Source organism: Rubrivirga sp. (assembly GCF_965213695.1).
GTDB lineage: Bacteria > Bacteroidota > Rhodothermia > Rhodothermales > Rubricoccaceae > Rubrivirga.
Map to the genome: position 1 here is coordinate 4283956 of NZ_OZ243912.1, position 20050 is coordinate 4304005.

The 20050-nt window shown below is 72.8% G+C and carries 13 protein-coding genes; 7 read left to right on the forward strand and 6 right to left on the reverse strand.

Annotated features, from left to right (window positions below; translation table 11 throughout):
* Positions 1 to 54 precede the first annotated feature (54 nt).
* The 3 genes from ACOOHE_RS18880 to rny all read left to right on the forward strand — a co-directional run bounded on the left by ACOOHE_RS18880 (position 55) and on the right by rny (position 3176).
* Positions 55 to 375 carry a cell division protein ZapB gene (locus tag ACOOHE_RS18880; RefSeq protein WP_420455646.1) on the forward strand — a complete coding sequence of 107 codons (321 nt, stop codon included), beginning with the start codon at positions 55 to 57 and terminating at the stop codon, positions 373 to 375.
* On the forward strand, positions 372 to 710 hold the full coding sequence (locus tag ACOOHE_RS18885) for a cell division protein ZapA (protein WP_420455647.1): 339 nt from the start codon (positions 372 to 374) through the stop codon (positions 708 to 710). Before ACOOHE_RS18880 ends, ACOOHE_RS18885 begins: the two co-directional genes overlap by 4 nt.
* A 750-nt stretch (positions 711 to 1460) precedes the next feature.
* Positions 1461 to 3176, forward strand: coding sequence for a ribonuclease Y (gene rny / locus ACOOHE_RS18890; protein ID WP_420455648.1), 1716 nt, complete (start codon positions 1461 to 1463; stop codon positions 3174 to 3176).
* 100 nt (positions 3177 to 3276) lie between these two features.
* Here rny and ACOOHE_RS18895 read toward each other — a convergent pair whose 3' ends face one another.
* The 4 genes from ACOOHE_RS18895 to ACOOHE_RS18910 form a co-directional block, all read right to left on the reverse strand.
* Positions 3277 to 3513, reverse strand: a complete 237-nt coding sequence (locus ACOOHE_RS18895) for a hypothetical protein (RefSeq protein WP_420455649.1) — start codon at positions 3511 to 3513, stop codon at positions 3277 to 3279.
* A gap of 98 nt (positions 3514 to 3611) precedes the next feature.
* Positions 3612 to 3860, reverse strand: coding sequence for a MoaD/ThiS family protein (locus tag ACOOHE_RS18900; RefSeq protein ID WP_420455650.1), 249 nt, complete (start codon positions 3858 to 3860; stop codon positions 3612 to 3614).
* A 26-nt stretch (positions 3861 to 3886) separates the two neighbouring features.
* Positions 3887 to 6388, reverse strand: a complete 2502-nt coding sequence (locus ACOOHE_RS18905) for an alpha/beta hydrolase-fold protein (protein ID WP_420455651.1) — start codon at positions 6386 to 6388, stop codon at positions 3887 to 3889.
* 475 nt (positions 6389 to 6863) lie between these two features.
* Positions 6864 to 8426, reverse strand: coding sequence for a beta-N-acetylhexosaminidase (locus ACOOHE_RS18910; RefSeq protein WP_420455652.1), 1563 nt, complete (start codon positions 8424 to 8426; stop codon positions 6864 to 6866).
* 417 nt (positions 8427 to 8843) lie between these two features.
* On the opposite strand from ACOOHE_RS18910, the gene ACOOHE_RS18915 reads away from it, so the two are divergent.
* From ACOOHE_RS18915 to ACOOHE_RS18925, 3 genes are read left to right on the forward strand one after another with little or no spacing between them, the layout of a single operon-like run.
* Complete coding sequence (locus tag ACOOHE_RS18915) at positions 8844 to 12035, forward strand: alpha-mannosidase (RefSeq protein ID WP_420455653.1); 3192 nt, start codon at positions 8844 to 8846, stop codon at positions 12033 to 12035.
* Positions 12032 to 14239, forward strand: a complete 2208-nt coding sequence (locus tag ACOOHE_RS18920; RefSeq protein ID WP_420455654.1) for a GH92 family glycosyl hydrolase — start codon at positions 12032 to 12034, stop codon at positions 14237 to 14239. Before ACOOHE_RS18915 ends, ACOOHE_RS18920 begins: the two co-directional genes overlap by 4 nt.
* Complete coding sequence (locus ACOOHE_RS18925) at positions 14236 to 15171, forward strand: ROK family protein (protein ID WP_420455655.1); 936 nt, start codon at positions 14236 to 14238, stop codon at positions 15169 to 15171. Before ACOOHE_RS18920 ends, ACOOHE_RS18925 begins: the two co-directional genes overlap by 4 nt.
* Before the next feature lie 379 nt (positions 15172 to 15550).
* Here ACOOHE_RS18925 and xylA read toward each other — a convergent pair whose 3' ends face one another.
* The gene (gene xylA / locus ACOOHE_RS18930; protein WP_420455656.1) at positions 15551 to 16720 is read right to left on the reverse strand and encodes a xylose isomerase; all 1170 of its coding nucleotides are present in this window, start codon (positions 16718 to 16720) and stop codon (positions 15551 to 15553) included.
* Between the two features lie 194 nt (positions 16721 to 16914).
* On the opposite strand from xylA, the gene ACOOHE_RS18935 reads away from it, so the two are divergent.
* Entirely contained in the window at positions 16915 to 18516 is a 1602-nt protein-coding gene (locus tag ACOOHE_RS18935; protein ID WP_420455657.1) for an SLC13 family permease, read from the forward strand.
* A gap of 496 nt (positions 18517 to 19012) precedes the next feature.
* On the opposite strand, the gene ACOOHE_RS18940 is transcribed toward ACOOHE_RS18935, so the two are convergent.
* A complete protein-coding gene (locus ACOOHE_RS18940) occupies positions 19013 to 20050 on the reverse strand; it encodes a sugar phosphate nucleotidyltransferase (RefSeq protein WP_420455658.1) in 1038 nt (345 codons plus the stop codon).

Sequence of the window (20050 nt, forward strand, 5' to 3'; positions counted from 1 at the left end):
GGGGGAAGGCCGGCAACCGTTCGTGTTTATCTTGACGTGTCACCGCCTCCCCCCATGGAGCCCACCGCCCCGTCCGAGGCCGACCCGGTCCGCCCGGAGTCCCGGCCCGAGTGGCGGTCGCTGAGTCACCTCCGCGACCGTGTGGAGGCCGCTGTCCGGGAGATCGAGCGGCTCCGGTCGGAGAACGCGGCGCTCGCCAAGCGGCTGCTGGAGCTCCAGGAGGGCCAGGCCTCGGCCCCGTCGTTCTCGTTCGGCGAGGGCGAGGACCCGGCCGTGCTTCGGGCCCGCGTCCAGGGGTTCATCGCGCTCGTCGACGACCTGCTCCAGGCCGGCGAGCAGGGCGACGGCAGCGCCTCCACGCCCCCGTCGCCATGAGCACGGCCGTCCCCGTCTCGGTCCGCGTCCGGATCCTCGACCGCGACTACCCGCTCCGGGTGGCCCCCGGCGACGAGGACTACACGGTCCACCTCGCAGCCCGCGTCGACGAGCGGCTCCGGCGGCTCCGCCAGCAGCTCCCGTCCCAGCCCGACATGACGCACGCCGTCCTGGTCGCGCTCGAGCTGGCCGAGGAGCTCTACGCCGCCCGCGCCGAGACGGACCGCCTGCGGGCCCGGCTCGAGATCGAGTCCGCCGCGCTCGTCGACCGGATCGAGTCCGTGTTGGGGAGCGGCGACGGCGCCTCGACCGACGCGGGACCGGACGGCGGCTGATCCCGAGGCCGACGGAGGACCGGGGACGGAAGACCGCTTGGTGGACCTATCCCCGGCCCTCGGTCCCGTGACGTCGAGGCCCGTGCCTCGCCACGTGCAGGGCTGCTACGTTCTGTCGATAGCGATCAAATCACAGTCGTCATTGGCTGGCGCCGTCGCTTCGCGGTCCCGCGCACGCGGGAATCCATGCGGCTCTCGTGTCCGGCGAGCGGCGCCGTATGGGTCCCCACCTTCGCGGGGATGACTGTCGTTTTGTGTAGGGATACGACTCGCGCCTGAGAACGTAGCAGCCCTACTCGCCACGTGGGTTCGGCATCAGACCGAGATGCTCTTCTTCCTGCACGGCCGGAGCGGGGAATTCGCGGTCTCTCTCGGAACGCCGCGCCGGGCCGCGCGATATTGGGGACGCGCGGCTCGGGCTCGCCCGGACCGCGCTCACCGGCTTGCAGCCACCGCATGGGAACCTGAACAGCGTTTACCGCGGGGGCTCTGTTTAGGACCTGACCATCAGGCCGCATCCCGCTTGCGGGACCCTGGGGCACCGCCCCGGGCCGCGGAAGGCGAGAGGGTCCAAGGGGCTCCCACATTGTCAGACGAGCAAGGTTCTCGTCAAGAGCTGCAGGCTGGTGCCCTTGTTCGACCCGGGCCGCCGGCGGAACTCCGCCCTGCGCCGGCCGGGTCCGCGCGCGAGCGCCTCGGAGATGGCTCCGGGGCGCTCGTCGCGCACCGTTCCGCCCCGCCCCCGCCCCGATGGACCTGCTCTCGCTCGCCCTCGCCGCCCTCGGTGTCGCCCTGGCGCTGGCCGTCGGGTTCGTCGGCGGGCGCGTTGGGCGGGGCGAGGCCGCCGCCGTCCGGTTCCGAGACGCGGCCCGCCAGGCCGAGGACGTCGCCGCACGCGCCGAAGCCGACGCCGCGCGCTTCCAGGAGCGCGCCGACGTGGCTCAGGCCGAGCTGGCCGCCGCTCGCGACGAGGTCCGCCGGCGCCGGGCCCGCCTGGAGCAGCGCGTGGCCGAGGTCAAAGAGCGTCACCAAAAGGCGCGCGAGAAGATCGACGCGGCCCGGCTCCGCATCGACAAGAAGACGAAGCGGCTGGCGGCGCGGGAGTCCGCCCTCGACGGGGCCGCCGACGCGCTCGACGCGCTGACCGCGGCGGCCGAGCGCCGCCGGACCGAGGCCGACGCGCTCCGGGAGCAGGTCCAGGGACTCGCCGCGACCGTCGGCCGACGCCAGCAGGAGCTCGCCGAGCGCGAGCGCGAGGTGGACGCCCTCCAGGCCCGGCTGGAGGAGGGGACCGCCCGGCTCGACCGCTTGGTCGAGGAGCACCTCGGCAAGCTCGAACGCGCCGCCGACCTCTCGCGCGACCAGGCCCGCGACCGGCTCGTCGCCGAGCTCACGCGCGAGGCCAAGCTCGAGGCCGCCGGCGCCGTCAAGGACGCCCGCGACGAGGCCCGGCGGACGGCCCAGCGCGAGGCGACCAAGGTCGTACTCAAGGCCATCCAGCGGCTGGCGGCCACGGCCACCATCGAGCACACCGTCTCGGCGGTCCCGCTCAAGAGCGAGGACATGAAGGGCCGCGTGATCGGGCGCGAGGGCCGCAACATCCGGGCGTTCGAGGCCGCGACGGGCGTCGAGGTCATCGTCGACGACACGCCGGACGCCGTGCTCGTGTCGGGCTTCGACCCGGTCCGCCGCGAGGTGGCCCGGCTGGCGCTCGTCCGCCTGCTCGACGACGGGCGGATCCACCCGGCCCGGATCGAGGAGGTCGTCGAGGCCGTCCGCCAAGAGATCGACGCCGAGATCGTCGAGGCCGGCGAGCAGACGGCGCTCGAGCTCCAGATCCACGGGCTCCACCCCGAGTTGGTCCGCCTGGTCGGGCGGATGAAGTACCGGGCGAGCTACGGCCAGAACTTGCTCCAGCACTCGGTCGAGACGGCCAAGCTGGCGGGCCTGATGGCGGCCGAGCTCGGTCTCGACGCCCGCAAGGCGCGGCGCGCCGGCCTGCTCCACGACGTCGGGAAGGTGATCGAGGGCGACCTCGAGCAGCCCCACGCCATCGCCGGCATGGAGCTGGCGCGGCGCTACAAGGAGCACCCCGACGTGGCGAATGCCGTCGGGGCCCACCACGACGAGGTCCCGATGGCGACGCCCATCGCGCCACTTGTCCAGGCCGCCGACGCGGCGTCGGGGGCGCGGCCCGGCGCTCGGCGCGAGGCGCTCGAACGCTACGTCCAGCGGCTCAAGGGCCTCGAAGGGATCGCGGCCGACTTCGAGGGGGTCGTCCAGGCCTACGCCATCCAGGCCGGCCGCGAGATCCGCGTCGTCGTCGACACGGCCCTCGTGTCGGACGCCGTCGCGGAGTCGCTCGCGCTCGACATCTCGCGGCGGATCGAGCGCGAGATGGAGTACCCGGGCCAGATCAAGGTGACCGTCATCCGCGAGGTCCGCGCCGTCGCCGTCGCGCGCTGATCCGCGTCAGTACAGGCCGCCGCCCTCGTTGAGCGCGAGCCGGACGAAGAGCCGCGGCGGGCGACCTTCCAGTCGATGACGATGACGGAATCGAGCAGCACTAGCGGTTCCGCGCTGGGCGGTCGTCCCACTCGGCGCGCATCCGGAGCTGGTAGTCGAGACCGTCCCCGCCCTCCCAATGGGCGCCGGCGGCGGCGGCCAGCGCGCGCAGCTCGTCCGCCTGTCCCTCGGATGGCTTGCGTGCCGTCCGAACCTGCTCGTTCAGCCACTCCCGCAACTGCACTCGCTCCTGCTCCGGCAGATCCGCGATGGCCTGTTCGATCTCTTGGGTACTCATGACCCCCACTGGCTGGTGCTGTTCAGTCTAGCCCGGTTCGTGACCTCCTGCAATCGGGTCGGGATTTGTGGGCTCTGGCTTGCGAAGCGAACGGAACCCTACCCCCCGCTGACGGGCGTGATGAGGGCCACCTCGTCGCCGTCGGCGAGCGCCGTCCCGTCCGGCACGTACTGGCGGTTGACGGCGAGCCGGACGACCGGGCGGTGCCGGGCCACCGACGGGTGCGCCTCGGCGAGCCGGTCGAGCAGGTCGGAACCGGTCGCCCCGTCGGGGACCTCGGCCGTCACCGTGCTGGCCCCGACCTCGCGGCGGAGCACGTCGAACAGCAGGACGCGGAGGACGGGCACGTCGGGCGGGAGGGCAGAAAGCGGAGCTACCGCCGGATCAGCACGACCGACTGGCGGACGCTCTCGGAGGCCCCGCCGGCCGTCCGCGCGGTGAGCCGGACCAGGAACACGCCGCTCGCGGCGTCGGCGGACCACGTCGTCCGGTGGCCGCCGGCGCTCGCGGGCCCGTCGGCGAGGGTGGTGATGAGACGGCCGCGGGCGTCGAACACCTCGATCCGGACGTCGGCCGCGGCGCCGAGCTGGTACGCCAGCGTGATCGGCCCGGCGGACGGGTTGGGGTAGGTCTGGAGCGCGAGCCCGCCGCGCGGGGCCTCCAGCACGGCCGTGCCCAGCCGGCCCTCGAACTCGAACACGTCGCCGGCCCCGAGCGAGCGGACGGGGACCAGACGGAACACGTCGCCGGGCTCGGGCAAGACGGTCGCGTCGGTGGCCGAGAACTCGAGCTTCCACGCGAGCGCTGGCTCGCCGTCGGCGTCGGGCTCGACGATGTACAGGACGTCGCCGTCGCCGGGGAGCCCGTCGTCGTTGGCGTCCGCGAACACGACGTCGCGCGGCTGGCCGTCGTCGCCGGTGACGGTAAAGCGGAGGTCGGTGACCGGGATGTTGTGGAGCCGGATCGACTGGCCGACCACGTCGTCGGTGACCGTAACCTCGTAGTCGGTCTCGGTCGCCAGGAGATCGACGGTCAAGATCGCGATGCGGACGCTCCCGCCCGAGACGGTCACGCCCAGGTCGGTGTCGCCCTCGACCCAGCCCGTCGCGTCGAGGTCGGCGCGGCCCTCGGCGAGGTCTTCGACCACGAGCGTGAGCCCGTCGAACACCGGGCTCTCCTGGACACCGTCCGACAGGGGGACGCCAGAGAGGACGACGGCGCCGTCGTCGAGGTCGGTGACGGCGTACGTCTTGGCCTCGCCCGTGGCGTCGACCGTGATCCGGTAGCGGTGGCCCGTCAGCGCGTCCTCGTCGACGACGCGGAGCTCGACGGAGCCCTCGCCCTCGCCCTGGACCTGCTCGACGGCCCCGGTCGCCTCGCGCGGCGTCTGCTTGAGGAACACCGGCGTCTCCGCCGAGACCGTGTTCGTCCCGTCGGTGATGTCGATTCGGAACCGGGCGGTGCGAGAGTTCGGGAGCGGTCGCAGGTCGACCGTGAGGCTCTGTCGAGAGCCGTATGGGTCGAGGATCTCCGGGACGATGGTGAGCACCGTCACGTACGTCTCCCCGCCGTCGATGCTGTAGGAGATGCTCCCGGAGAGCGCGTCGTCCTCGGCGTCGGCGACTACGAAACCGAGACCGTACATCGTGTCGAGGATCCGTGGGTCGAAGCGCAAGCCCTCATCGCGGAGCCGGAGCTCGGGCGCCGCGTTGCCGGGGTTGTCGATGGCGAACCGGGCACTGGTGGCGCGCCCCGCGATCCGCCCGTCGGCGTTGCGGACGAACAGGCGGACGCGCGCGAGCGCGGCGTCGGCCAGCGCCTCGGTGTCGAGGGCGAACGCGCCGGCCGAGATCGGGGCCTCGCCGAGCTTCTGCCAGTCGGCGGGGTCATCGGTCCGGTTGAGCCAGACCTCGACCACGTCGTCGGTCGCCCGCGTCGTGGTCCAGGTCACGGTGCGCGTCCCGTCCCACCGCGCGCCGGCCGCGGGAGAGACGACGGCGATGGCGTCGGGGTCCTGGCGGACCTGGGAGAACAGCCACGGCGCCAGCAGCGGGTGGTCGAACCACGGGGCCCACGGCCCGTGCCCGACCGTCGGCTCGCTCGTGTAGATCAGGGTCGCGTGCGCGTCGATGGCCGCCGCCAGCGAGTCCTGCCCGATGTAGCCCGGGCAGTCGAACGCGCGTGCCTCGACCGGCGACCGCCGGCAGTGCGTGTAGATCACGTCGCGGCCCAGGTCCTCCAGCGCCTGGATCACGCGCCGCGTCTGCGACGGCGGCACCACGGTGTCGGTCTCGCCGGTGAACGCCCAGATGGGGAGGTCGCCCAGGTCGTCGGCCTGGGACGGGAAGCCGCGCCCGCTCATCGGGACGGCCGCCGCGAACCGGTCCGGCAGGCGCGACACGAAGTCCCACGTGGCGTGCCCGCCGAGCGACAGCCCGACGGCGTAGACGCGGTCGGCGTCGATGGAGAACTCGTCCTCGACGAGGTCGAGGATGTCGAGGACGGCGAGCTGGACCGCCACGAAGTCGGACTCGTCGGGGTCCTGGTCGGTCGTCCAGCGGCGGCCGACGAGCGTCTGGGGCGCGAGCACGAACGCCGGGTGCTCGGCCTGCGTGTCCGGGTCGGCCCACGACGTCGCGAGCCGGTGCGCGCGGAGGTTCTTGAGGTCGGTCCCGGACTCGCCCAGCCCGTGGAACGCGACCACGAGCGGGTACTCGACGTCCGGGTCGTAGTCCTCCGGCACGAACAGGCCGTAGCTCATCGTGACCCCGTTCGACTCGATGGACCGCCGCTCGAACTTGTCGACGATCTCCTGCGGCTGGGCCGAGGCGCCGACGGCGAGGGCGAGGAGGACGAGGCAGGGGGCGATCCGCATGGGGGCGTCGGCGGTGGACGCACAGAGTCGCCCCGATCCGGGCGCGGCGCAAGGGGAGAACGGAGCAGGGCGACCGCACGCTGATGATCTCCGGCCCGAACCCCCCCGTCGGAGCGCCCATCGCTTCGCTCAAGGGCGCTCAGACTGTCCCCCTTGAAGGGCAGGGTCGTTAAGTTCTGCTCGCCTCTCGCAATCGACTCCGTAAAACCAATAGTCATCCCCGCGCAGGCGGGGACCCATACGGTCCTGCTCGTGGGCGGAGCGCCGCATGGATTCCCGCGTGCGCGGGAATGACTCGTGTTGTTTGAGTGGTCGAAAAAGAACTTACCAGCCCTGCCCTTGAAGGGGGACAGCTTTCCGAGCTTGGGAGCACAGCGACCGGCCGGAAAGCCGGGGGTCTGAGCATGCGGTCGCCTGGAAGACGGAGGATGCGTACGCTGGCCGCACGGACGCCACGCACGGCGCCCCTACCGAGTCACTCCGCCCAGTCCACCTCCGGCGAGCGGAAAAAGGCCACGCCGAGCGCGGTCCACCGGGCGCCCAGCGCGCCGAGCCGGGCCCGGTAGCCGTCCCACGACCGCACTTCTTGCGGCGACCACCCGATCTCGGCGACGCCGGCCAGCCGGGGGAACGCCATGAACTCGATGTCGCGGACCGTCGCCAGCGTCTCCGACCACAGCGGGGCCTCGACGCCCAGCACGGACGCCTCGGGCACGCCCGGGACGAACGTGGCGGGGTCCCAGTCGTAGGCGTCGCGGACGCCGTTGACGCCGGCCCACATCAGGCCGAGCGCCGTCGTCGAGTCCATCTTCATGTCGAGGTAGATCCGGTCGGCCGGCGACAGAACGAGCCGGGCGCCATCCGCGACGGCCCGGGCCACGTGCTCGGCCCGCTCGGGCGACTGCGGGCGCCACACCTGGACGATGGCGCCGGGCGTCAGGGCGAGGTCGACCTCGGCCACCTCGTCCCACGCCATGAACCGCTTGCCCCGGGCCGCGACGATCGCCTGCGCCCGCGTCATGAACCCGGCGTACTCGTCCGGCTCCAGCGTCTGCACCTCGTCCCCGCCCAGGTGGACCACCTCGCCCGGGAACGTCGCCGCCAGCGCGTTCACGACGTCCTCGACGAACGTGTAGGTCTCCTCACGGTCGACGCAGACCGCGCTGAAGCCGACCCGGATCCCGGTGTACGGGACGGGCGCGACGCCATCGCACGTGATCTCGGGCGTGGCCACGAGCGCCGCGTTCGTGTGGCCCGGCAGGTCGATCTCGGGGACGACCGTGACGAACCGCTCGGCCGCGTACCGGACGATCCGCTCGACGTCGGCCGTGGTGTAGAACCCGCCGGGCCCACCGCCGACCTCGCTCCGGCCGCCGACCTCGGTGAGCGCCGGCCGGCCGGGGACCTCGACGCGCCAGCCCTGGTCGTCGGAGAGGTGAAGGTGGAGCCGGTTCAGCTTGTGGAGCGCCATCAGGTCCAGGACCCGCTCGACGTCCTCCACCTCGAAAAAGTGGCGGGCCACGTCGAGCATCATCCCGCGCCACGCGAACCGCGGCCGGTCGACGATCCGGACGGCCGGGATCTCAAACGGGCCCGGCATCGCGGCGCCGTACTCGACCCGGGCCGGCATCAGCTGGCGCAGCGTCTGGACGCCGTAGAACAGGCCGGCCGGCGTCGCCGCGTCGACCGTCACGCGGTCGGCCGTCACCTCCAGCTCGTAGCCCTCCGCCCCGAGGTCCGACCGGTCGAGCAGCCGGAGGTGGACCGTGCCCGACCCGGGGTCGGCGGGATCGGGCTGCCCCGGGGCGCTCATGTAGTCGGACAGCGACGAGCCGACGAGCGCATCGAGGACGGCGCCGATGCGGGCGGCTGGGCCGTCGGCCGGCTCGGTCGCAATCGGCGTCGCGCCCGTCATCACGAACGGGTCCCCGCCCAGGACGGCCACCGACTCCGGCAGCGGGACGAGCGCGAGCGGCGGGCTCTCCGTCTGCGCAGCGGCTGGCGAGACGACGAGGAGCGCGAGCATGAGGCGGAGCATGGACACCGTGGGAAGGAGAACGAATGATAGGTGCTGGCCCGGACTGGCTCTGGCGACTACAGAAATAAGATGAGTCATTCCCGCACAGGCGGGACCGCGAAGCGACGGCGCCAGCCGACCCATGCGGCGTCGGCGCAGCGGTCAGGACCGTATGGGTCCCCGCCTTCGCGGGGATGACTCTTGTTGTTGTGTGCTCGATTTGTGGACAAGATTAGAACGTAGCGACCCTGCTCGCCCACGGGGAGAGGGGACCTCGTGAGGAGCGCTCCGACTTCGCCAAACAGCTCTTCGCGCCGGCGAGGCGCTCGACCGAACGCAACAAGCGCGCAGGGCGGTCGTCTGGGGCGATGCAAACGTTTTTATGTTGACGACGTCGCCCCTTGCCCGCCCCCTCCCCTCGTGCCGCTGGACCGCTCGATGACCGACGCCCGCATCCAGCGGCGCCTCGACGAACTGGAGCACCACGTGACCCCCGAGCGGTGGCCCGTCGGCGGGTGGTCGGTCTCGCGCACGTGGCCCGACGACGTCGCCCGGCCGACGTTCGCCGACGACCTGGACCGGATGAACCAAAAGGTCGCGGACGCGAGCACGCCCGACGGCTTCTCGGCCGCGCCCAAGGACGCCCAGACGTACTGGCTGAGCACGACGGCCACCGTCCCCGACGCCCTCGCCGGTGAGCGGGTGACGCTGCTCATGCACACCGACGCCGAGTCGATGGTCTACGTCGACGGCGAGCCGTGGCAGGCGCTCGACGAGAACCGCGGCCACATCGTCCTGGCCGACGCCGGGGAGGCCGGGCGGGCGTACCGGGTCGACGTCATGCTGTTCTCGTCGCGCGACCGGCTCCCCAAGTCGCTGACGGCCGAGTTCGCCCGCGTCGACCCGGCGGTCGAGGCGTACCGGTTCGACCTCCGCGCAATCCTGGGCGTCGTCCGCGCGCTCAGCGGAACGGTCGAGGGCGACCCGACGCAGGGGCGGACCTCGCAGGGCGACGGCGGGCCTGTGGCGGCCCGTCTCCGCCAGGCGTTGGTGGCGTCCACGAACGCCCTCGACTTCCACTCGGCCTACGGGTCGGTCGACGTGGCCGAGGCCGCGCGCGTCCTGCGCGACGAGGTCGACGCGCTGCGCGAGCGGATTCCGCCCACGGACGTCGACGTCCACTTGGTCGGCAACTCGCACATCGACGTGACGTGGCTGTGGACGCTGCCCGAGACGCGCGCCAAGATGGGCCGGACGACGGCGACCGCGCTCCGCACTCTCGACGAGCTGCCGTCGTACCGCTTTGTCCAGAGCCAGCCCCAGCTCTACGAGTTCCTGCGCCAGGACTTCCCCGACCTGTTCGCGCGCGTCCAGGCGCGCGTGGCCGAGGGCCGGTGGGAGATCATCGGCGCGAGCTGGCTCGAGCCCGACTGCAACATCACCGGCGGCGAGTCGCTCGTCCGCCAGATCCTCCACGGCCAGCGGTTCTGGCAGGAGCACTTTGGGCGGACGTCCGACGTGATGTGGCTGCCCGACACGTTCGGCTATGCGTGGGCGCTGCCCCAGATCCTGGCCAAGAGCGGGATCGACACGTTCGTGACCCAGAAGCTGACCTGGAACAACGAGAACACGTTCCCCTACGGCCACTTCGAGTGGGAGGGCGTCGACGGCACGCGCGTCCGCTGCACGTTCCCGCAGGTCTACGTCGCCCGCGTCACGCCGGAGACCATCGCCACGTTCTACCAGCGGATCCCGGAGACCGAGACCGTCGAGGGGCTCATGTTCCTCTACGGCTACGGCGACGGCGGCGGCGGGCCGGTGCGGGAGGACGTCGAGATCGGCGAGCGGCTGGGCGACGTGCCCGGGTTCCCGCGCTGCACGTTCTCGACGGCGCGCGACGCGCTCGACAAGATCCGCGACGAGGCCGACGGCATCGCCGAGCGGACCGGCCGCGACGTCCCCGTGTGGAAGGGCGAGCTCTACCTCGAATCCCACCGCGGCACGCTGACGACGCACGCGCGCGTCAAGAAGGGCAACCGCGACGGCGAACTGCGGCTCCGCGAGGCCGAGGTCTGGGCGTCGCTGGCGGCGGCCCAGACCGACTACGCCTACCCAGCCGACGCGCTCGACGCGGCGTGGAAGAACGTGCTGCTCAACCAGTTCCACGACATCGTCCCCGGCACCAGCATCGAGCCCGTCTACGACGGCGTCCACGCCCGCTACGCCGAGACGCTGGCGACCGCCGACCGGGCCCTCGCCGACGCCCTCGCGGCGCTGCTCGGCGACGGCGAGCAGGTCGCCGTCGTGAACAGCCTGGGCCACCCCGTCACGGACTGGGTCGAGGTTGGGGCGCCGGCGGGCCTGGCCCACGTCGTGGACGCGAGCGGCGCCGTCGTCCCGAGCCAGCGCACGCACGACGGCCGGATCGGCTTCGAGGCGACGGTCCCGGCGCTCGGCTCCTCGACCTACACGGTTCACCCTGGTGCGGTGCCCCCCACGACGTCCCCTCTCCCCGTGGGAGAGAAACAGGGTGAGGGGGTTGCCGACCTCGTGGCCACCGACCGTTCCCTCGACTCTGGCCGCTTCCGCCTCGCCTTCGGCGACGACGGCACGATCACGTCGCTGGCCGACACCGCGCTCGACCGCCAGTGGCTGAGCGGCCCGGGCAACGTGTTCCAGACGTTCGACGACCGGCCTAACCAGTGGGAGGCGTGGGACGTCAACGACTGGTACGCCGAGAAACCGCTCGGCCTGTTCTCGCTCGAGTCGTCCGAGGTGATCGAGGCCGGGCCGGTGCGGGCCGTGCTCCGCCAGACCCACACGACGCCGGCCGGCAGCACCATCCGCCAGGACGTGATCGTCTACCGCACGGTCCCGCGCGTCGACTTCGACACGCACGTCGACTGGCGGGAGCGGCGCGTGCTGCTGAAGGTGGCGTTCCCCGTCGCGGTCCACAGCGCGCACGCGGCCTACGAGATCCAGTTCGGGACGATTGAGCGCCCGACGAGCCGCAACACGAGCTGGGAGCAGTCGCGCTTCGAGGTGGCCGCCCACAAGTGGACCGACCTCTCCGAGGGCGGCGGCGGCCTCAGCCTGCTCAACGACTCGAAGTACGGCCACGACATCCGCGACGACGTCATGCGGATCACGCTGCTCCGCAACCCGGTCTTCCCCGACCCGCGCTCGCCGTGGCAGGAGTACCGGTTGCCGGGCCGCGAGGACGAGGTGAGGCACACCGACACCGGCAAGCACCGCATCCGCTACGCCGTCCACCCCCACGCCGGCGACTGGCGGGCGGGGACGGTCCACCAGGCGCGCGCCTTCAACAGCCCGCTCCGCGTCGTGCCCGGCGTGGCGGCGGCGACCGCGGGCGGGGCGATCACGACCGACGGCGTCAAGCTGGAGGCGCTCAAGCAGGCCGACGACGGCGACGGCTTCATCGTCCGCGTCTACGAGGCGCATGGCGCGCGCGGCGCGGCGACGGTCCGGCTCCCGTTCGAGGTCGCGTCGGCCGAGGCCGTGGACCTGATGGAGCGGCCGTGCGACGAGACGGTGGCCCTCGACGACGGCGCCCTCGCGTTCCACGTGTTGCCGTTCGAGATCCGCACGGTCCGCGTTCGCCCGGCATGACGGGCCGGCGCTCCCCGGCCGACTGGGTGGACCCGCTCATCGGGACCGACTCGTCGTACGAGTTCTCGAACGGCAACACGGTCCCCGCCGTGGCGATGCCGTGGGGGATGGCGGCCTGGACGCCCCAGACCCAGGACAACGGCTGGACCTACCGCTGGCGCGACACGGCCATCCAGGGCGTCCGCCTGACGCACCAGCCGAGCCCGTGGATCGGCGACTACGGCCGGGTCACGATCTCGCCCCAGACCGGGACCGTCGAGGCGGACCCGGCGGCCCGGGCGTCGGCGTTCTCGCACGACCGCGAGCGGGCCACGCCGTACGCCTACCGGGTCGACCTCGACCGCTACGACACGCGCGTCGAGGTGACGGCGACCGAGCGGTGCGGCGTGCTCCGCGTCACGTTCCCCGCGACCGAGGCCGCCTTTCTGCTGTTCGACACGCACCGCGACGGCGGCGCGCTGCGACTCGACGGCAACCGCCTGGTCGGCTTCACCGCGTCCAACTCGGGCGGCGTGCCGGACGACTTCGCGCACCACGTCATCGTCGAGTTCGACCGGCCCGTGACCGGCTTCGGCGACGCCCTCGCGGACGAGATCGTTTGGGACGCCGAGGCGCTGGAGGGCGACCGCGTCTGCGGCGTCGTCCGGCTCGACGCGACCGCGAGCCGGACGGTCGAGGTGCGCATCGGGACGTCGTTCATCTCCGACGAGCAGGCCGCGCTCAACCTGCGCCGCGAGGTCGGCACGCTCGACTACAACGCGCTGCGCGGGCTGGCGAAGCGGACGTGGGACGAGCACCTCGGCGTGATCGAGATCGAGGGGGCGACCGACGCCCAGCGGACCACGTTCACGACGGCGCTGTGGCGGTCGCTCCTGTTCCCCCGGGCGCTCCACGAGCCGGACGAGACCGGCGCGCTGAGGCACTGGAGTCCGTTCGCGGGCGGCGTCCACCCCGGCGAGCTGTACACCGACAACGGGTTCTGGGACACGTTCCGAACGGTCTACCCGCTCCTGACGCTCCTCTTCCCCGAGCGCGTCGAGTCCGTCATTCGCGGGCTCGTCCACACGACCCGCGAGGGCGGCTGGCTGCCCAAGTGGATGAGCCCCGGCTACCGCGACTGCATGATCGGCACGCACGCGGCGGCCGTCATCGCGGACGCCGTCGCCAAGGGATTGCGCGACTTCGACATCGAGACGGCGTACCAAGCGGTCCTCCAAGACGCGACGGTCGCCAGCGACAACCCGGCCGTCGGGCGGCGCGGGGTCGAGCGGTACCACGCGCTGGGCTGGGTCCCGTGCGACGAGGTCTCGGAGGCCACGTCGCGGACGCTGGAGTTCGCCTACGGCGACTGGTGCGTGGCCCGGCTCGCCCAGGCGCTGGGCAAGCCCGAGGACGCCGCCCGGTTCGACGCGCGCGCGCTGAGCTACCGCCACGTGTTCGACCCCGAGGTCGGCTTCATGCGCGGGCGCCGCGCCGACGGCTCGTGGCGGCCCGGCTTCGACCCGGTCGAGTGGGGCGGGCCGTTCACCGAGGGCTCGGCGTGGCATTTTTTGTGGGCCGTCCCCCACGACCCGGCCGGGCTGGCGACGCTGCTCGGCGGGCGCCAGGCGATGGCCGAGACGCTGGACGCCGTGTTCGAGACGCCGGGCGAGTTCCGGGTCGGGAGCTACGGGTTCGTGATCCACGAGATGGCCGAGATGGTGCGCGGGCAGATGGGCCAGTACGCCCAGTGCAACCAGCCCATCCACCACGCGCTCTACCTCTACGTCTGGGCCGGCCAGCCGTGGAAGACGCAGCGCCGCGCGCGCGAGGTTATGGACCGGATGTACCAGGCGACGCCGGACGGGCTGCCGGGCGACGAGGACAACGGCGAGATGTCGGCGTGGTACGTCCTGAGCGCGCTCGGTCTGTACGCCGTCGCGCCGGGCGCGCCGGTCTGGGTGCTCGGCAGCCCCCTGTTCGAGCGGGCCGTGCTCCACCTGCCGGCCGGCGACCTCGCGGTCGAGGCGCCGGGCAACGGGCCCGGCTCGCCCTACGTCCGGTCCGTGCATCTCGGCGGCGCCGAGCACGCCGCGTCCTGGGTGCCGCACGACGCGCTGGCGGCGGGCGGAACGCTCCGGTTCGAGATGGGGCCGACGCCGAACACCGACCGCGCGACGCGCGTCGAGGACGCCCCCCCCTCGCTTTCTCCCCTGGGCCCATGATCGTCGGCGGCATCGAGGCGGGGGGCACCAAGTTCGTCTGCGCCGTCGGCACGGGGCCGGGCGACCTGCGCGCCGTCGAGCGGTTCCCGACGACGACGCCCGAGGAGACGCTGTCCCGGGCCGTCGCCTTTTTCGAGCGCCAGCCCGAGCCCGTCGCCGCCGTCGGCATCGGCACGTTCGGGCCGGCCGACGTCGACCCGGACTCGCCGACCTACGGCCGCATCACGACAACGCCGAAGCCGGGCTGGCGCGGCGCCGACGTGGCCGGGGCCGTCGGCCGCGCCCTCGGCGTGCCCGTCGCGTTCGACACCGACGTCAACGCGGCCGCGCTCGGCGAGCACCGCTGGGGCGCCGCCCGGGACCTCGACACGTTCGTCTACCTCACCATCGGGACCGGCATCGGCGGCGGCGGCTTCGTCGGCGGCCGACGCCTCCACGGGCGGACGCACCCCGAGATGGGGCACGTGCGCGTCCCCCGCCACCCGGACGACGGCTTTGAGGGCGTCTGCCCGTTCCACGGCGACTGCTGGGAGGGCCTGGCGAACGGCCCCGCCATCGAGGCGCGGTGGGGGCAACCGGCCGACCGGCTCCCCCCGGACCATCCGGCGTGGCCCATCGAGGCCCACTACGTCGCGCTCGGCATCGTGAACCTTGTGCTCACGGTGTCGCCTCGGCGCGTGATCCTGGGCGGCGGCGTCATGAACCAGCGCCACCTGTTCCCCCTGATCCGCCAGGAGGTTCAGGCACTGCTGGGCGGCTACGTGGACCTGCCGGACTCGCTCGACGACCTGATCGTCCCGCCCGCGCTCGGCGGCCGTGCGGGCGTGCTGGGGGCGATTGCCCTCGGCCACGACGCGAGCCGTTCCGTCGGCGACGAGCGGCCGGGGGCGGCCCGTTCCAGTCCCGCCGGGCAGAAGGGGCGGACGGCGTAGGAGGAGAGGGTGCGTCGTCCTTCGGCCTCCCCCTACGTCCGACGGAACGAAGGGCGCGGCGTCCGCTAGCGCCGTGACACGTCGCTCAGCGGGCGCCCGGACGGTCCCCTTGAAGGGCAGGGTCGTTAAGTTCTGCTCGCCTCTCGCAATCGACTCCGTAAAACCAATAGTCATCCCCGCGCAGGCGGGGACCCATACGGTCCTGCTCGTGGGCGGAGCGCCGCATGGATTCCCGCGTGCGCGGGAATGACTCGTGTTGTTTGAGTGGTCGAAAAAGAACTTAACAGCCCTGCCCTTCAAGGGGGACAGCTCCTGCGGCACGGAGCGGAGCGATGGCCGCGGGAGCGGGGGGTCGACCTACGACCAACCTGGCATCGCTCTAGCGGACGCCCAGGAGGAGGTCGGTCGTGAGCTGGTCGAGCCGCTCGTACGGACGGCCCCGCCGCCCGAGCGCGGCCCGGTCGAAGTCGTGGGCCCGGAGCGCCGCCGCGCCGTCGGTCGAGTACGGCCCGACGAGCCCGGCACCTTGGGCGTCGTCGGTCCCCGTGACCTCGGCGAGCAGCGCCTGGATCTCGTCGTCCTGAGCGAACTGCTCGGCCTTCTCCTTCAGCACGAGGTACGTCCGCATGCACCCGGCCGCGAACGCCTTCACGTCCTCCGGATCGCTCGTCCGGTAGGCGTGGGCGTCGAAGTGGAGTGGCCCGTCGTAGCCGACGCCCTCGAGGAACCGGACCAGGTGGAACGCGGCCTTCGGGTTGTGCGCCCCGAACCGGAAGTCCTGGTCGTACCGGCCCGGGTTCTGGTCGTTGAGGTCGATGTGGAACAGCTTCCCCGCGTCCCACGCCTGGGCCACCGCGTGCGTGACGTTGAGCCCGGCCATCGTCTCGTGGGCCACCTCGGGGTTGACCCCCACGCGGTCCGGGTCGTCGAGCGTCTCGATGAACGCGAGCATCGCGCCGACCGTCGGCAGGAAGATGTCGCCGCGCGGCTCGTTCGGCTTCGGCTCCAGGGCGAACCGCAGGTCGTAGCCGTTGTCGGCGCAGTAAGCCAGGAGGTAGTTGATCGCCTCCCGGAACCACTTCAACCCGTCGACCACGTCGCGCCCGGCGTCGACCTCGGTCCCCTCGCGGCCCCCCCAGAACACGTAGGTCTCGGCCCCGAGCTCGACGCCGAGGTCGATGGCGCCCATCGTCTTCTGGAGCGCGAGCGCGCGGACGGCCGGGTCGGGGTTCGTGAACGCGCCGTCGCGGAAGGCCGGGTCCGAGAACAGGTTCGTCGTGGCCATCGGGACCGTCAGCCCGGTCTCGTCGAGGGCCGCCCGGAAGTCGCGGACGATCCGGTCGCGCTCGGCCGGGCTCGCGTCGATCGGGACGAGGTCGTTGTCGTGGAAGTTGACGCCAGCGGCCCCGGCCTCGGCGACCAGGCGGACGACCTCGGGGGCCGAGAGCGGCGCCCGCGTCGGCTCGCCGAACGGGTCGCGGCCGGTGTGGCCGACGGTCCAGAGCCCGAAGGTGAAGCGGTCGGAGGGCTGGGGCTGGTAGCGAGGCATGGGGTGCAGAGAACGGGACGCCTCTCAGACGATCAGGCGACCTGTCACGACGTGCGTCTTTGAAGGGTTTCAAACCACCTCGGCGCCTCCCCCCGCGGCCTCCGGCATCGTCGTCCGAGCGCGGCCGGCACTCCCGGCCACGGCGACGACGCGCCGCTCCGGCCGTCGAGGTCCCGGAGCTTCCCCTCGGCGGCGTGGCCGCCGAGTCTCCTCTGGACCGGGCCGAGTCCAGCGGCTACCCTTCGGCTCCGCCCGCCCCGGGGAGGAACGAGTCCCGACCCCAACCCGCCAGACCCATCGCAGACCTCGACCCGCCGACGCCCCCTCTCCCCTCCCGGTCTCAGCTCGTGGGCTTGGTGGCCGGGCTCGCCGCGTTCGGCGTCCTCCTCGTGCTCCCGGCGCCGGACGGGCTGGAGCCGGCCGGGTGGCGGGCCGCGGCGGTGGCCGTCCTGATGGCCGTGTGGTGGATGACCGAGGCGCTCCCCATCGCGGCCACGTCGTTGGTGCCCATCGCCCTGTTCCCGCTCGTCGGCGTGGCGCCGGTGGGAGACGCGGCGGGGCCCTACGCGAACCCGATCATCTTCCTGTTCCTCGGCGGGTTCCTGCTGGCGAAGGGGATGGAGCGGTGGGGGCTCCACCGGCGGCTCGCGCTCGGCGTCATCGCGCGCGTGGGGACCGAGCCGCGGCGGATCGTGCTCGGGTTCATGCTGGCCGCCGGCCTGCTGTCGATGGGCATCTCGAACACGGCCACGGCCGTGATGCTGCTGCCCATCGCGCTGTCCGTCGTCGAGCTGGCGCGCCGGGACGAAGTCGGGTCCGAGGCCGACGACCGGTCGTTCGCGCTCGTGCTGATGCTGGGCGTGGCCTACGCCTGCTCCGTCGGGGGCCTGGCGACGCTCGTCGGGACGCCGACGAACGCGCTGCTGGCCGGGTTCGTGGCCGAGACCTACGGCGCCGACCTGTCGTTCGCGGGGTGGCTCGCGGTCGGGTTGCCGCTGGCCGTCGTGGGGCTGGCCGTGGTCTACGGGATGCTGACGCGCGTCGTCTTCCCGGTCCGCCTGGCGTCGATCCCGGGCGGACGGGCGTTCGTGCGCGAGCGGCTCCGGGCGCTCGGCCCGCTCGCCGTGCCTGAGCGCAGGGTGGCTGTGGTCTTCGGAACGGTGGCGGTGCTGTGGGTGGCCCGTCCGCTTCTGGAGGCCGTCGTCGGCGGGCTCTCGGACGCCGGCATCGCCATCGCCGGGGCGCTCGCGCTGTTCGCGCTCCCGGCCGGCGGCGCTCGCCCCGGGACCCGGCTCCTCGACTGGGAGACCGCGCGGACGCTGCCGTGGGGCGTCCTGCTGCTCTTCGGGGGCGGCCTGTCGCTGGCCGCCGCCATCGCCGACACCGGCCTGGCGGCTTGGCTCGGCGGACGTCTCGCCGGCGCCGGCGCGCTGCCGACGTGGGCCCTCGTCGGGCTCGTCGTCGCGCTCATCGTGGTCCTGACCGAGCTCACGAGCAACACGGCCACGGCCGCCGCCTTCCTACCGGTCCTGGCGGCGCTCGCGGGCTCGACCGAGACGGACCCGCTCCTGTTGCTGGTCCCGGCCACGGCGGCGGCGTCGTGCGCGTTCATGCTCCCGGTGGCCACGCCGCCCAACGCCATCGTGTTCGGGAGCAGCCACGTCTCGATTCGCGAGATGGCCCGCGCCGGGCTGTGGCTCAACGTGGTGTTCGTGGTCGTGGTGACGGCCGCGACGCTCGTCCTCGTCCCGCTCCTGACGGGGACGGCCCTTCCCGACCTCCCGCCGAGGCCGTAGATCCCGGGAGGAGTGTCCGGCTGCTCTAGAGTGATGCCAAATTGCTCGTGGGCCGACCCCCCGCTCCCCTTCCGGTCGCACAGCTCCCAGGTCGGGGAGCTGTCCCCCTTGAAGGGCAGGGCTGTTAAGTTCTTTTTCGACCACTCAAACAACACGAGTCATTCCCGCGCACGCGGGACCGCGAAGCGTCGGCGCAGCCAATCCATGCGGCGCTCCGCCCACGAGCAGGACCGTATGGGTCCCCGCCTGCGCGGGGATGACTATTGGTTTTACGGAGTCGATTGCGAGAGGCGAGCAGAACTTAACGACCCTGCCCTTCAAGGGGGGCCGTCCGGGCGCCCGATGAGCGGAGCGAGGGGCGGACGGACGGGGGGTCCGGTCCACGACCAAAGGGTCATGACACTACGCCGGTTCGGCGGGGGCCGAGTGTGGGAGGAGGGAGTGTGGGAGAGAACACCTCCTCCCATACCCCCACGCTCCTCCCTCCATGCCCACCTCAGGCGAGCGGAGACCGGGCCTCGACTTCGACGCCGACCGCCGCGTCGTCGCCGAGCAGGGCCGAGCCGGTGACGCCGCGAGCGACCGCCCGCCGGCCCAGGACGCCCCCGTCGAGCCGGCTCTCGCGGACCTCGGCTTGGGCGAACACGATGGCGTTCTGGACCTCGGACTCGACCACGACCGCGCCGGTCTCGATGCTCGCGTACGGCCCTACCGTCGAGCGCTCGACGACGGCGTCGTCGGCGACGAAGACGGGCGGGCGAACCGTGACGCCCGGCCGAGCCGGCGGCGACGTCCCCTCGCGGTCGAGCGTCCGCGCGACGGCGTCGAGGTAGGCCGGGACCGTGCCCACGTCGAGCCACTCGGCGACGGGCTCCGTGCGGACCTCGGCGCCCCGCTGCACCAGCCCGTCGAGCGCGTCGGTCAGCTGATACTCGCCGCCCGCGCCGGTTCGGCCCTGGGCCATCATCTCGCGGACGACCTCGCGCAGGGCGCCGCCCTGGCGGACGTAGTAGGCCCCGATCAGCGTCTCGGTCCAGCGGGCGTCCGGCGGCTTCTCCAGGAGCCCCGTCGCCCGGCCCGCCCCGTCGCGGACGACGACGCCGAACCGGCGGGGGTCCTCGACCTCGGTCGTCCACGCGACCAAGCCGGCCGGCGTCGGGCCGTCGAGGTCCGCCCGGCGGGCGGGGCGGAAGAGCGTGTCGGACCACACGGTCAGGACCTCGCCGTCGAGCTTGTCGCCGGCCGAGGCGACGGCGTGGGCCGTGCCGAGCGGCTCGTCCTGGACCGCGAACGACGTCGCCACGCCGAGCGCGCCGCACGCCGCCTCGAGCTGGCCCGGCACGTCGCCGGCCCGGTCGGTCGGGTTGAGGACGAACACGACCTCGCGGACGGGCCGCGGGAGCGCGTCGGCGAACGCGCCGAGCGACCGGGCGATGGCGGGCCGGCCGGCGACGGGCAGGAGCGCCTTCGGCGTGGTGTGGCTAAACGGGCGCAGCCGAGTGCCGCGGCCTCCCATCGGGACGATCAGACGCAT